Origin of the sequence: Saccharopolyspora elongata (genome assembly GCF_004348985.1) — a bacterium.
In the GTDB taxonomy this organism is placed as follows: Bacteria; Actinomycetota; Actinomycetes; order Mycobacteriales; family Pseudonocardiaceae; genus Saccharopolyspora; species Saccharopolyspora elongata.
The window spans coordinates 64,878-78,105 of sequence record NZ_SMKW01000031.1; the positions used below are offsets into that span (position 1 = coordinate 64,878).

Consider the following 13,228-nt stretch of genomic DNA (forward strand, 5'->3'; position numbering starts at 1 on the left):
GGCGATCACCTCGCAGTGCGATCAACGATTCCGCCCCGACAGGGCATCCCGCATGCGGTCGACCATCCCGATGCCCGGATCCAGGATCATGTTGGCCGGTGGCCGGTCCGGCATCGAAGGGTGCGGCCTGGTCGGAGCGCTCTTCTTCGTGGCCTGGATCTTCTTCCCGAGGTCCATCAGCTCGTCGGCGTTGCAAGCCTGCTCGAGGCGCGGGAAGAGGTCTCGCTCCTCCTCCTCGACGTGCTGGCGGATGGCGCGGGTCAGCTGGCCCACCAGGTCGTCGAACCCGGCGTCGCTGACGTTCATGCTCTCCAGCCGCTTCATCACCTCTTCGGCCTCGGCGTGCTCGGCGAGCTCCTTGTCGGCCACCTCGTCGCCGTTCGGCAGTGCTTCCCGCGCCGCGGGGTAGAGGTACTGCTCCTCCGCCACCGAATGCCGCACGAGTTCGGTGATGATGTGGTCCACGAGTTCGCGACGCTGTTCGTCGGACAGGCCACCGCGCTCGTAGTCGGCGAACGCCTTCTCCACCTCGCGATGATCGGTCACCAACACGTCGACCATGCCGCCCGAATGCCTCGTTTCGCGCTCCATCGTGCAGTCCTTCCATGAGAAGTCGGTCGTTGCTCCCCGCTCTGCCTTCCCCCGCTGCCGGTCCCTAAACGCAGCGACGCCCACGTCTGCCGCAACATCCCAATGGATCACTGTTCAGGCGCTAGGCGCTTCTGCAGCATTTCCTTCGCCTGCTCACCAGCTTTCACGTTGTTGCGCTGGATCTTGCGGAACCACTTGGCCAATTCCTCATCTCCCTGTTCTTCGGCGTCCTTGATGTAGGTCTCCATCATCCAGGCGTGCTGGAGCGACTCCTGCAGAATGGTGATCAGGTTGTAGTTCTTGTCCTTGACAGGACTGCTCGGCTTCTCAGCCATGGCGCGTGCTCCACATGTCGGCTTCTCTTCGGGTTCTTGGGCTTCCCGCGCTGGCAAGCCTCAAACTCGCGCGAACGGATCATCGTGGGCGGCAGTGGTCAGCCGGGATGAGCCATGTCCTCTGCCTGGCGTGGCTGCGCGCCCACGAGAGGAGCTCGATCACTGGTCGACGTGGGCCCCCAACAGTGGCTCATTGCTGCAGCCTCGCGTAGGCGAGCTGGAGGAAGTCGGCACCGGCCAGGACGGACAACGTCATGGCGATGAGCCGGGTGAAGCGCGGCGCGAAGATCATCCCGAGCGTGAAACCGGTGGCGATCCACAGGTCCATGCAGAACGGGCACGTGATCAGTTCCCCGATGGCGCGCCGGGTTTGGCTGCCCCGCCGCGCCTCCTCCTCGACCTCCGCCGGCCCGCCCGTCTCCTTGTAGCGGGTGAACGGCACGCGCAGAGGGCTCGTGACCGCGTCCTTGGAGATCAAGCGAGACAGCTTGTGCGTGCCGGCCGTCAAGAAAAGCACGTCGAGCACCCGCACGCCGGAAGGCAGTCGGTTCCCCCTCGCGGCCACCAGTCCTCCGGCCCCGGCGATCAGACCGGCGAAAGCGGCCATCAGCACGACGTAACCGCCCAATGGGCGCAGGCGCTCGCCGCGGTAGATCTCCCTTTCTTCCCGGGCTTGTTCTCCCGGAGTGGGCGTGCCTTCCATGTCCTTCGCCACGCAAATCGCCTCTTCCACGGTACTTCGGCGACGCCGTGCGCCACGTCACCACGGGCCTGCTCGTAGAAGTACCCGTCACACACTCGGTCAACGCACCCGGAAACGACCGGCATGGCCACGCACCGCATCGTGCCCACGACGATGCGGCCGGCCGAGCTCCCCACTCCAAGAGACGCTCACGAACGGAAACCGAAGGCCGCGATTTCCATTGAAATTGCGGCAGTACGTCATGCGCCGGGCGTTGACCAGCTCATCCGCACTTCCGTGCCGGCATCGCCAGGAGTCACCACGGCCTCGTCGGCGAGGCGGCGGATCAACGGCAGTCCCCGGCCCCGATCGACGTCGGACCCCCAGTCCAGCGGCACCCAGCTGCCGCGATCGGTGACCGTGACCTGCACACGGCGCTCGGCGGCGAAGTGCACCGCTTCCACATCCATCGCACCCGCACGCGCATAGGCGTGCTCGACGACATTCGCCATCGCCTCGTAGCACGCCAGCGCGAGCGCTTCCACTGCGTCGCGCCCGAGGCCCGCGCAGCGGCTCCACCCCGCCAGCTCATCGCGCAGCCCGGGCAACTCCCCCGGAGACACCGAAACCATCCGGTAACGCAGCGCAGGCACCGGGACGCCACCATCCCCGGCGGCACCGAGCGCACGACCTGTCATTTCCAGCCCCATCCGTGGCGCGGACCGCGGAACTCAAGCGCCTGCGGCGGCGGCCATCGCCTCGTCCTGGGAGGAGAAGAAGGCGATCTCCTGGTCGAGCCCCGTCAGCTGCACCGGCCGCACCGTCGCCGGACCGTCGACGACCACCCGGAACCCGATGTCGGTACCGGCGCGGTTCCGAGCGCGGACCAGGACGGCGAGCCCCGCCGAGGACAGGAACGTCACCCCACTGAAGTCCAGGATCAGGACCTCGGGCCGCGTGTCGAACGCGTTCATGATCGCCGACTCGACCCGCGGGGCGTTGAGCAGCTCGACTTCACCCGCGACTTCCATCAGCAACACGCGATCGGACCATCGGGTCACCACGGTCAACGGTGCTGCCGGGTCACTTGAACCGGTAGACATGGACATGCCCCCATGGTGGTCGTCACCGCGCCCGAACGCAAAGATGATCAAGGATCGGCGAGGCTACCATGGCCCCATGCGGCCCGCGGTCAACTCGCCCGACGACGCAGCGGAGCGGTTACGGCAGATCGAGCTCGTCACCGACACAGCGCTGGCACACCTCGAATCCGACGACCTGCTGCGCGAAATGCTGCACCGGGTCAGCAAACTGCTCAACGTCGACACCGCCACGGTGATGCGCTACGAACCCGCCGGCGAGCTGCTGGTCGCGACCGCCGCCGTCGGGATCGAGGACGAGGTCCGCCAGAACGTCCGAGTTCACGTGGGCCCCGCCTTCGCCGACGCGGTCGCCTCCGGACGCCGTCCGCCGATCCTGGACAGCCAGGAAGACCCCTCGGTCCTCCGCCCGGTCTTCCAAGAGCACGGGATCGACACACTCATAGGCACCCCGATGCTGGCCGGCGGCGAGATCATCGGCGTGCTCTACATCGGCACTTACGAAACCCGCCGCTTCACCGAACACGACGTGCACCTGCTCCAGCTCGTCGCCGATCGCATCGCGCTGGCGATCCACGCCAGCACGACACACGCCGAACGCGCCGCGACGAAGGCACTCCAACGCAGCCTGCTGCCCACGCGACTCCCAACGGTCCCGGGGATCACCCTCGACGCACGATACGTTTCCGGCGTCGATCCGGGTGTCGGCGGCGACTGGTACGACGTCTTCACCCTGCCGTCCGGGCACATCGGCATCGTGATCGGCGACGTGGTCGGCAGCGGCCTGGCCGCGGCGATCATCATGGGCCGGCTGCGCAGCGCCCTGCGCGCCTACGCCCTCGAAACCGAAGACCCCGCACAAGTCCTCCACAAACTGGACCGCAAGGTCACCCACTTCGAACCGAACGCCATGGCCACCGTCGCGTACTCGATCTACGACCCGGCCGCGACCACGTTGCACATCTCGATGGCCGGACACCTGCCGCCGGTGATCGGCACACCCTCCTCCGGCAGCCACCTCGCCGAAGTGCCGGTGGATCCCCCCGTCGGCCTCGGCGTCGCCCGCCGCAAACGGCGGACCAGCATGCTCACGCTACCCACCAACGGAGTCGTCTGCTTCTTCACCGACGGCCTGGTCGAACGCCGCCACCGATCGATCGACCTCGGGTTGGAACAGCTCTGCGAGGCCATCCACCCCGCCCCGGCAGGCACCGTGTGCACCACGGTGATGAACAAACTCGTCGGCACCGAACCTCCGACCGACGACGTCGCACTCCTCGCGATCAGCCACTCCGGCTGAACAACAGCGGATCAGTCACGCGGCAGCAGCGGCCGTGCGGGCCGAGATCAAGGTTGAGAGATGTCCGTGGTGTTGGGGACCCGGTGGGCTTCGTGCCCGCGCTCCTAATCGATCTCCGCCGGATACCTTCGGATCAAGGCGCGTTCTCGGTACTCCCTCTCGGCGTGGAGGCCGATCACCGCTCGGGCAAGAAGTCGTAGGGAGCTAGCGGACCCACCAGGCGGAGCTGGATGCGTCCGCTCCACTGTTCTCCCAGTCCGTCCAACGCGTTCTCGAAATCGTCGCGACGCCCGCGTTCGACGAGCATCGCCACGTCGAACGCATCGTCCTCGCCCCCCACCTCGTGCACGGCTGTCCCGGCGACGTAGGGCGACATGGCTTCGATCAGCTGATTCGCGTCCGCTTCCCGTTTCGCCACAACGGCATTGCTGACCATCTCCCCCAGCCGCAGCCGTTCGTCGTACCCGGCCTCCGGCGGCACCCCTTGCAGCGACTCCCTGAGCTCTCTGACCTCCGGCTGTTCCGCGACGACTTCACGGATGTGCGCGGAGTCCAAGTAGCGTCCGCCAACGGTGAACTGCACCGTTCCGTCGAGTTCCGCGAGCGCCGCCTCGAAGAGTTCGTGATGTTGAGCCAGCAGCTCGTCGACGACTGCGTCGACCGAGCTCACGACGGCCCCGAACCGCATGGGGAGAACGGTCCTCTCCGCTGCGATTGTGTCGAGGACTTCCTCGTGGCTGCGCAAGTCGTCCGGTGTTCCCAACGGACGGTTCAGGTTCACCTCACTGATGGCGGCGGCGAGGCCCTCGTGCGAAACCAAGCGGACCGGTGTCTCGTCATCTCCGATCGAAGCGAGGTCGTCAGGGAGGGCGTACGACGACCCGAGGATTCCGTAGACGTAGATCCCGTGGGTGCTTTCGGGAGGCGCCGCGTCGGCGTTCCGGTCTCGTTCCGCCTGCGTTGTCATCGTCGTTCACGCCCCCGGTCGCGCGATTCACGGTGCCGAGCGGGTTGCTTCTCCCGCTCCTCCTGGTCACCGCCCTCGCGGAATTCGTCGAACTTGTCCTTGGCGGGTTCGATCATTTCCTTGGCCTTCCCCTCGACACCGCTCTGCGTCGCGCCCTGGGGGGTCAGCTCCGTCAGGTCCTTGCCGCCCTTCTCGTACAGGTCGAGCCGGTTGGTCGCTTCGGCGAACCGGAGATAAGTGTCGACACCGGCCACTACGACCCGGGCGTCGATCGTGGCCAACTCGATCCCGACCAGGGACACGCGGACGAACGCGTCGATGACCAGACCCTTGTCCAAGATCTGCCCGACCACTTCGGACAGGCTGCTCGCCGGGGCCCGCTGGACCTGTGAACCCCCGCCGCCTTGTCTGTTCGCCACAGTCATCGGATCACCTTCTACCACCGGAAGTCACACTGCTGCCTATCTCATCGTCCAGCCGACAGTCTCCTCGTTGCGATCCTTGTCCTATGTAGACATTCTTGGCTCTTCGCCGGAGTTCCTGCGCTTTTTCTACCCGAACCCCGACATGCCGAAACGCTTGTCGAATTCCCGCCGGCAATCGGACGGCGCACGACGACACTTTCGCATCAGCGAACGCATCGAACTCCTGCGGAACAACTAGCACGCAGCTTGCGAAATGCAACTACGACAAACTCTGAAACAGATTCCCGCTTCGGCCCAACTATGAGTCGACTTACCCCGAGGAAGCGTGATCCGCGCCCTCCTGCGGACAAGTCCTACTTCCCGGGTCAGCTGCGGCTGAGAGCGCGCTCCAACTGTTCCTTGGTCATCTTCGAGCGGCCCTTGATGTTCTGGCGGCGGGCGTCGTCGTACAGCTGCTGCTTGGTCCGGCCACCGGGGCCCTCCCGCTTGCCCGACCTCTTCCCACCTCGCCGCTGCGGCGACATGTCCTGGGTCGACGTCTCGCTCCGCTGCCGCGCCTGCCCCTGCTGCGCCCGGTCCTTGTTCACGGTCCGCGCAGCGATCTCCTTCGCACGCCCGGCACTCGACCCGCGTTCCTGAGCCTGTTCCTTGATGTGCTCGTACTGCCGCTCTTGCTTCTTGTTCCAGGCCTGCTGCGGCATCGTTCGCACCCCCTCACAGGGTTTCCACCCACGTCGACTACCCGCAGACGGCACGAAGAACACCTTCCGGGCACCTCAACAGGCCACATTCGGCGTCACCCGGGGTGGGTCTCGCCGCCGACGGGTGCCAGCACTTCACCGGTGTAGTAGCTCGAAAGCCGCTCTGCTGCGAAGAAGACGTACGATGGCGCGATCTCGTCGGGATGGGCCATGCGCCCCATCGGGGTCTGCTTGCCGAACCCCTCCACCTTGTCCTCGGTCAGCGTCGCCGGGATGAGCGGCGTCCACACCGGCCCGGGGGCCACGCAGTTGACGCGGATGCGCCGGCCGACCAGCGACTGCGCGAGCGACTGCGTGAACACGTGGACGGCGCCCTTCGTCGCCGAGTAGTCCATCAGGTCCTTGTTCCCGCGCAGCCCGTTCACCGAGCCGGTGTTGATGATCGCCGCACCGTCCGGGAGATGCCGCAACGCGGCTTTGCACAGCCAGAAGATCGCGTAGACGTTGACCTTGAAGGTCCTGTCGAACTGGTCGTTGCTGATCTCGGTCAGGTCGTCCTGCGGCGCTTGCGTGCCCGCGTGGTTCACCAGCACGTCCAGCCCACCCAGCTGCGCGACGACGTCCTCGACCAGTTCGTTGCAGTACCGCTCGCTGCCGACGTCGCCCCGGTGGAGGTAGCAGGACCGGCCCTGTTCCCGCACGAGTTCGGCCGTGTGCTCGGCATCCTCGTCCTCCATCTCGTCGAGGTACGAGATCGCGACATCCGCGCCTTCCTTCGCGAACGCGATCGCCACCGCCCGCCCGATCCCCGAATCACCGCCGGTGATGAGGGCGCGCTTGCCGATCAGGTGTTGCGCGCCCACGTAATCCCGCATCTCATCCCTGGGATGCGGCCGCATCGCCTGCGTGGTGCCGGGAGGGCGCTGCTGCTGCGCTCGTGCTGTCTTCGGCAATTCCGCCATCGCGAAGCCCTCGCCATCGATCGTCCGCTCTCCGGGAAACGCACTACAGGGCTGCCCGTGGAGGACAGACCACAAACTGAGGGCGAAAAGCCCTGGTCGACAGCCGTTGTTTCGCAGATCGACGCGCCGGGTAGTTCGTTGCGCCCATCCGTGCTGGGAAGGAGTCGTCGAGTGGCCCGCAACCTCGCCCAGAAGCTCATCGCCTCGCACCTGGTCGACGGCGATCTGTCGCCCGGATCGAACGTGGCGATCGCCGTCGACCAGACGTTGACCCAGGACGCCACGGGCACGCTGGTCATGCAGGAGCTCGAAGCTCTCGGGCTGACGCGCGCCCGCACCGAGGTCAGCGTGCAGTACGTGGATCACAACCTGCTGCAGGCGGACGAGAAGAACGCCGAGGACCACGAGTTCCTCCGGTCCGCCAGCCGACGCTACGGCCTCTGGTTCTCCAAGCCCGGCAACGGAGTTTCGCACCCCACGCACATGCAGCGCTTCGGTGTGCCGGGGAAGACTATGGCCGGCTCCGACTCCCACACCTGCGCTGCCGGTTCGATGGGGATGCTCGCCATCGGCGTCGGGGGCCTGGAAGTGGCATTGGCGATCGCCGGCGAGCCGCTGCGGATCCGGATGCCCGAGATCTGGGGCGTGCGGCTGACCGGGGAGCTGCCGCCATGGGTATCGGCGAAGGACGTGATCCTGGAGATGTTGCGCCGGCACGGGGTCGCTGGTGGCGTCAACCGCATCATCGAGTACTACGGCCCCGGGCTGGCCGGTCTCTCCGCGATGGACCGGCACGTCATCGCCAACATGGGCGCCGAACTCGGCGCGACCACCACGGTGTTCCCCGCCGACTCGGCGGTCCGGGCCTTCCTGCGCGCCGAAGGCCGCGAGGACGACTTCACACCCCTGGCCGCCGACCCCGACGCCGCCTACGACGTCGAGGAGCACATCGACCTGAGCGATCTGGAGCCGCTGATCGCCCGGCCCTCGGCGCCGGACAACGTGGTGCCCGTGCGCGAGGTCGCCGGCACCGAAGTCAGCCAGGTCGTCATCGGCTCGTCCGCCAATCCCGGCCTGCGAGATTTCGCCATCGCCGCCGCGATCGTCCGCGGCCGCCAGACCGACCACTCGGTCAGCTTCGACATCAACCCCACCTCCCGGGAGATCCTCGAAGACATGACCCGCACGGGCGCCACGTTCGACCTGATCGCGGCCGGGGCGCGCATCCACCAGTCCGGCTGCATGGGTTGCATCGGCATGGGGCAGGCGCCCGCGGTGGGCAAGAACTCGCTGCGCACGTTCCCGCGGAACTTCCCGGGCCGGTCAGGTACGCGCGAGGACTCGGTGTGGCTGTGCTCCCCCGAAACAGCGGCTGCATCGGCGCTCACCGGCGTGATCACCGACCCCCGCGACCTCGGCCAGAGCTACCCGGAGCTCGAGTTGCCGGAGCGGGCTTCGGTCAACACCGCGATGCTCGTTCCGCCCCTCCCCCGGGAACGAGCGGAGGCAGTGGAGCTGATCAAGGGAACCAACATCTCGGCGCTACCGGACTTCCCGCCGATGTCCGACGAGTTGGCGGCACCGGTCCTGCTCAAAGCGGGGGACAACGTCTCGACGGACGAGATCTCCCCGGCGGGTGCCAGCGCCCTGCCGCTGCGCTCGAACATCCCGGCGCTCGCCGAGCACACGTTCGCGCGACTCGACACCGCGTACCCCCGCCACGCCCGAGAGCACCCCGACGGCCACATCGTGATCGCGGGGCAGAACTACGGCCAGGGTTCATCGCGAGAACACGCCGCGATCACGCCCCGCTACCTCGGCCTGCGAGTCGTGATCGCGAAGTCCTTCGCGCGAATCCACTGGCAGAACCTGGCCAACTTCGGGATCGTGCCGCTGGAGTTCACCGATCCCGGCGACTACGCGGACATCGGAGTCGACGACGTGCTCCGCCTCGACGACTTGCGCAGCGCGCTACCGTCCGGCGACGAGATCACCGTGCGCAACACCACGCGCAACCGATCCTTCCGAGTGCGCCACCGGCTCTCGCCGCAACAGGTCGAAGCCGTGCTCGCCGGCGGCGTGATCCCGCTGCTGGCCTCTCGCCGCACCTGAACCGCGGGTGACCGTCGCGGGGTTCACGCCTCACCGGTCCTTCCCCGCACCCGGCGAGATCAAGCCTGTGTGGCGAGAAGAAGGCGCTGAGCTAAGGCTCGACGGAGAAGGTGTGGTCGACGTGCCGGCGCATCACGTCTTCAGCGCGTTCCCACGGCATCGGCGCGGGGATCGGGTACAGGTGTCGCGTCCGTGCGAGCTCACGGTGGGCTCGGGCGAACACCGCGAAATCCCTGGGAAATGCCTTGCGGTCCACTCCGACGAGTGCGCCGACTTTGCGGGCGCGCGCGCTCAGCTTCTCCCAGCTGTCGATCGGCGCGAGTCCGATCGACTCCGTCCCGTGGGAGAAGAGCATCAGGCGAATTTCGTCGGGTACCCCTGTTCGGTCCAAGTAGGAGTGCGCTGCGCTGAGCGAGTTCTCCGAGTTGAAGGCAAGCCAGAAGGGTATCGATCCCGTTCGCACCGTCCACCACGGCTCGACCAGGAGGAAGCAGTCGAACAACAGCCGCTCGGTAGGTATCCCGTTCTGTTCGTACCAGGCGCGGTACACCTCGGCGACCACCGGGCTCATCCGCTCGGGGTGATCGAAACGCACCCGGCGCAGCGGTTCTGGCACCACGCCTTCCAGGTCCGCGAGCCAGGACTCCTCGAAACCCCACTCGGCTTCGGGCTGGTAGGCGTCCCACGGAGGCGGAGCCCAGCGACGACGGACGGCACCGTAACGCCGGAGCAAGTCCGCGACCCGCGGTCCGCCGTGATGGTATTCGTCTTCGGTGGCACCACCGAGGGCGCCGAACTGGAAGTGGTGGCGTGCTGCGACTTCGGTTACTGGCCACTGCAGGCCGCACTCGACGCTGACGACCACTCCGCCGGGTGCTAGCCGTTCGCGAATGAAGCGCCGGTACGCGTCCGGTAGTCGCAGCCACTTCACGCGAAAGTAGGACATGCCGGTGATCATGAGCCGGTCCTGGTTGGGGTCGTGCATGTGGTGCAGCCCCAGATGGGGATTCGCATCGAGCAGTTGCCGCCCCGCTTCACGGCCCGCCGCCATTTCCGCACGGGGCGCGTCTCGGTCGACCCCACTCCTGCGCACCGGAAGCAAGACCGTTTGCGGAAGCCACGGAGCATCGAGCGCGGCAGCCAGATGTACCGCAGCTCCGTTGGAGGATCCGAGGAAGATGACCGGGTACTGGCGCTTGGGGTAGTGCTCGGCGATCCACTCGGCCAGCGCATCAGAGCTCACCTCGCTCAGCCGCCGCTGCGGTATCGCCTCCGAAATGCCGCTCAAGGCGTACACGCGATCAGCCATCCCACGCGGCATCCGGTTGACGCCCGACATCAGAGCACTCATCACCGGCTCGAGCGCACCCGGTAGCTGGCCGAGCAACGGCGCATCGCTACCGGCTAGGTAGTGGGACAGACCTCGGAGGAGACCCGTGGTCGAGTCGAAGGAGGCCACCGCTCGCCCAGGTTTCACCGCTGCACCTCCGAGACGAATTCATCGAGTGCGCCGGCCAGACCGGACGGGTCGGCGAAGGGAACCATGTGAGCGGCTCCTGGCCAGGTCCGCAGTCTCCCGTGGGGAAGCAGGCGGGTGACTTCCTCCGCCCAGTCGTTCGGAACCATCCTGTCGTACTCGCCGCGCACGACCAACGTTGGCTGTTGAACCTTCGGCAGCTTGTCCTCGATCGGATCGCACAGGGCTGCCCGAAACGCTGCTGCTACCCGTCGTGGCCCGGCATCCCGGTAGTCGCGGCGGACCAGGGCTCCCAGTCCACGCGGCTCGTGGACGCCGTTGCGCACCCAACGCCAAAGCTGACGCGGGAACGATCGGGCCCTGGCATCGACCGTGGGGCCTACCAGCACCAAGCCGCGAACGTGTTCGGGATATCGCACGGCCAGATCAACGGCGACCTGACAGCCCGAGGAACAACCCACCAGGTGGACAGCAGAAGCGAAAGTGGAGCCGAGGAACAGGACAAGAGCGTCGGCGAACGCGCCGATCTCAATCGGTGCGCGCACCGGCTCGCTAGCCCCGTAGCCTGGCAGGTCCACCGACCACGCCGCACGCTTGCCGTGCAGTGCTGAGAGGAGGGGGAGCATCTCCCTGCTGGACACCCCAGCCCCATGAAGGCACACGAGTGGTGGCGATTCGCCGGCAACGCGCCACGACGCCAGCACGGTTCCTCCGATGTCGGTGAACTCCTGCTCCATCTCCATCTGCTGGGGCTACCCCACGTCAAGGCTCGGCATGCCCTGTCCTGCGCAGACGAGGAATCCGGGCCCGCTGCGGGAGACAGGGACGATTTGAGCGCACCGGCGCGGCCGTTGAGATCGGGAACACAAACACAGACCCTGGCTGAATCCGTCCGCCCGCGCGGCAGTCAGGAACGCATCGCGGCCATGCCGCAGCTGCTGCCTGCCCGAATCAGCCGCGAGGTCAACCTCACTCCTGGTCGCGCTTCTCCCGGAAACGCTGCTCCGCCTCCTCGCGATCGGTCGCGGTCGGCCGCGCCCCCGGCAGCGCGCGCCCGGCGGGTTCGCGCGTGAAGAGCACCGCGACCAGGCCCACCGCTCCGGCGGCGACAAGCAGGAACGCCGGAACGGACTTCATGCCGGTCGCCGCGACGAGCGCTTCGGCGACCAGCGGTGTGGTGCCGCCGAACAGCGCGACCGCGATGTTGAAGCCGACCGACACGGCGCCATAGCGGATCTCGGTCGGGAACAGCGCAGGCAGCGTCGAAGGCATCGTGCTGCTGAAGCAGACCAGCGTCAGGCCGATGATCAGCAAGCCGCCCAGCACCGCCGCCACGCTGCCCACGCCGATCAGCAGGAACGCCGGGAACGACAGCACGATCAGCGCGACGCTGCCGAACCCGGCGATGGGCAGCCGGCCAATGCGGTCGGAGAACCGGCCCAGCGCCACGATCAGACCCATCACCAGCACCATCGCCACCAGCACCAGGGTCAACGAGCTGGTGTGCTGGAAGCCGAGCACGGCCGAGAGGTACGTCGGCATGTAAGCGGTGAGCAGGTAGTTGGTCACGTTGAACACCAACACCAGCCCGATGCACTTCAGCATCGACCGCCAGTGGCCGCCGAAGATGGTGCGCAGGCTGCGCCAGGTCGCCGCCGTCTGCGGCTGCTCGTCGCCGGAGGTCTTGCGGTACGCGGGCGTCTCCTCCAGCCGGAAGCGCAGGTACAGCCCGATGATCCCGAGCGGGCCGGCCACCAGGAACGGGATCCGCCACCCCCAGGTCGTGAGGTCCTGCGGGGTCATCGCGACGGTGAGCACCGTGACGAGCGCGGCGCCCAGCGAATAACCGGCGAGCGTGCCGAACTCCAGCCAGCTGGCCATGAATCCGCGCCGCCGGTCCGGCGAGTACTCCGAGACGAACGTGGCCGCGCCGCCGTACTCGCCGCCGGTGGAGAAGCCCTGCACGAGCCGGGCCACCAGCAGCAGCGCCGGCGACCAGATGCCGATCGTGGCGTAGCTCGGGATCAGCCCGATCGCCAGCGTCCCCAACGCCATCGTGACCATGGTGGTGGCCAGCACCTTCCGGCGGCCGATGCGGTCGCCGAGCGGCCCGAAGAAGAACCCGCCCAGCGGCCGGACCAGGAACGCCACCGCGAACGTGGCGAAGGTGGACAGCAGTTGTGCGGTCGAGCTGGTGGGCGGGAAGAAGACCTGGCTGATGACGACGGCGATGTAGCTGTAGACGCCGAAGTCGAACCATTCCATCGTGTTGCCGATGGCGGCCGCGGCGACGGCCCGCTTCGCCTGCCGCTCGTCCACAATGGTCGCTTTCGGCTCGCCACGACGGCTGCCGTGCCGATCAGGCCGTCCGCCGGACGCCTCCATACCAAGCCCCCACCCGCATCAACGGCTCACTGCTGCACCGGGAAGCGCAGGATCCGGGCCTCCAGGTAGACCGTCGCGAGCGGCCCTCCTGCCTCGTACACCCCCACTGAACGGGAAACTCCCCGCTCCGCCCACACCGGAGCCGCCGGGAGTCGTCTTCGTTGAACTACCCCGCTTCGTTTTCGCCCACA

Annotated in this window: 14 protein-coding genes; 2 read left to right on the forward strand and 12 right to left on the reverse strand. The window is 67.2% G+C overall.

Going from position 1 to position 13,228, the window contains the following annotated elements:
- Positions 1 to 21: 21 nt before the first annotated feature.
- The 5 genes from E1288_RS22910 to E1288_RS22930 all read right to left on the reverse strand — a co-directional run bounded on the left by E1288_RS22910 (position 22) and on the right by E1288_RS22930 (position 2,717).
- Positions 22 to 591 (reverse strand): hemerythrin domain-containing protein, encoded by a 570-nt coding sequence (locus tag E1288_RS22910; RefSeq protein ID WP_132488292.1) that lies wholly within the window; start codon positions 589 to 591, stop codon positions 22 to 24.
- Positions 592 to 698: 107 nt separating this feature from the next.
- Entirely contained in the window at positions 699 to 926 is a 228-nt protein-coding gene (locus E1288_RS22915) for a hypothetical protein (protein WP_132488294.1), read from the reverse strand.
- A 190-nt stretch (positions 927 to 1,116) separates the two neighbouring features.
- Positions 1,117 to 1,641, reverse strand: coding sequence for a DUF1360 domain-containing protein (locus E1288_RS22920; RefSeq protein WP_235883745.1), 525 nt, complete (start codon positions 1,639 to 1,641; stop codon positions 1,117 to 1,119).
- Positions 1,642 to 1,868: 227 nt separating this feature from the next.
- Positions 1,869 to 2,306 carry an ATP-binding protein gene (locus tag E1288_RS22925; RefSeq protein ID WP_165968214.1) on the reverse strand — a complete coding sequence of 146 codons (438 nt, stop codon included), beginning with the start codon at positions 2,304 to 2,306 and terminating at the stop codon, positions 1,869 to 1,871.
- A gap of 33 nt (positions 2,307 to 2,339) precedes the next feature.
- Positions 2,340 to 2,717 (reverse strand): STAS domain-containing protein, encoded by a 378-nt coding sequence (locus E1288_RS22930; protein WP_132488298.1) that lies wholly within the window; start codon positions 2,715 to 2,717, stop codon positions 2,340 to 2,342.
- A 70-nt stretch (positions 2,718 to 2,787) separates the two neighbouring features.
- Here E1288_RS22930 and E1288_RS22935 point away from each other — a divergent pair, with 70 nt between their 5' ends.
- Complete coding sequence (locus E1288_RS22935) at positions 2,788 to 4,008, forward strand: PP2C family protein-serine/threonine phosphatase (RefSeq protein WP_132488300.1); 1,221 nt, start codon at positions 2,788 to 2,790, stop codon at positions 4,006 to 4,008.
- A gap of 175 nt (positions 4,009 to 4,183) precedes the next feature.
- Here the strand turns inward: E1288_RS22935 and E1288_RS22940 are convergent, their stop codons facing one another.
- The 4 genes from E1288_RS22940 to E1288_RS22955 all read right to left on the reverse strand — a co-directional run bounded on the left by E1288_RS22940 (position 4,184) and on the right by E1288_RS22955 (position 7,063).
- Positions 4,184 to 4,975 carry a GvpL/GvpF family gas vesicle protein gene (locus tag E1288_RS22940; protein ID WP_132488302.1) on the reverse strand — a complete coding sequence of 264 codons (792 nt, stop codon included), beginning with the start codon at positions 4,973 to 4,975 and terminating at the stop codon, positions 4,184 to 4,186.
- The gene (gvpJ, locus tag E1288_RS22945; RefSeq protein ID WP_132488304.1) at positions 4,972 to 5,400 is read right to left on the reverse strand and encodes a gas vesicle protein GvpJ; all 429 of its coding nucleotides are present in this window, start codon (positions 5,398 to 5,400) and stop codon (positions 4,972 to 4,974) included. The genes E1288_RS22940 and gvpJ overlap by 4 nt, the downstream gene beginning before the upstream one ends.
- A 365-nt stretch (positions 5,401 to 5,765) precedes the next feature.
- Positions 5,766 to 6,101 (reverse strand): plasmid stabilization protein, encoded by a 336-nt coding sequence (locus E1288_RS22950; RefSeq protein ID WP_132486609.1) that lies wholly within the window; start codon positions 6,099 to 6,101, stop codon positions 5,766 to 5,768.
- A 95-nt stretch (positions 6,102 to 6,196) separates the two neighbouring features.
- Positions 6,197 to 7,063 (reverse strand): SDR family oxidoreductase, encoded by an 867-nt coding sequence (locus tag E1288_RS22955; protein WP_132488306.1) that lies wholly within the window; start codon positions 7,061 to 7,063, stop codon positions 6,197 to 6,199.
- Between the two features lie 171 nt (positions 7,064 to 7,234).
- Between E1288_RS22955 and E1288_RS22960 the strand changes: the two genes are divergently transcribed.
- Complete coding sequence (locus E1288_RS22960) at positions 7,235 to 9,175, forward strand: aconitate hydratase (protein WP_132488308.1); 1,941 nt, start codon at positions 7,235 to 7,237, stop codon at positions 9,173 to 9,175.
- A gap of 91 nt (positions 9,176 to 9,266) precedes the next feature.
- Here E1288_RS22960 and E1288_RS22965 read toward each other — a convergent pair whose 3' ends face one another.
- From E1288_RS22965 to E1288_RS22975, 3 genes are all read right to left on the reverse strand, one after another.
- Positions 9,267 to 10,484, reverse strand: a complete 1,218-nt coding sequence (locus E1288_RS22965) for a hypothetical protein (RefSeq protein WP_235883746.1) — start codon at positions 10,482 to 10,484, stop codon at positions 9,267 to 9,269.
- A gap of 164 nt (positions 10,485 to 10,648) precedes the next feature.
- On the reverse strand, positions 10,649 to 11,395 hold the full coding sequence (locus E1288_RS22970; protein WP_132488312.1) for an alpha/beta fold hydrolase: 747 nt from the start codon (positions 11,393 to 11,395) through the stop codon (positions 10,649 to 10,651).
- A 226-nt stretch (positions 11,396 to 11,621) separates the two neighbouring features.
- Positions 11,622 to 13,037: an MFS transporter gene (locus E1288_RS22975; protein WP_132488314.1), complete on the reverse strand. Its 1,416-nt coding sequence runs from the start codon at positions 13,035 to 13,037 to the stop codon at positions 11,622 to 11,624.
- Positions 13,038 to 13,228: the final 191 nt, after the last annotated feature.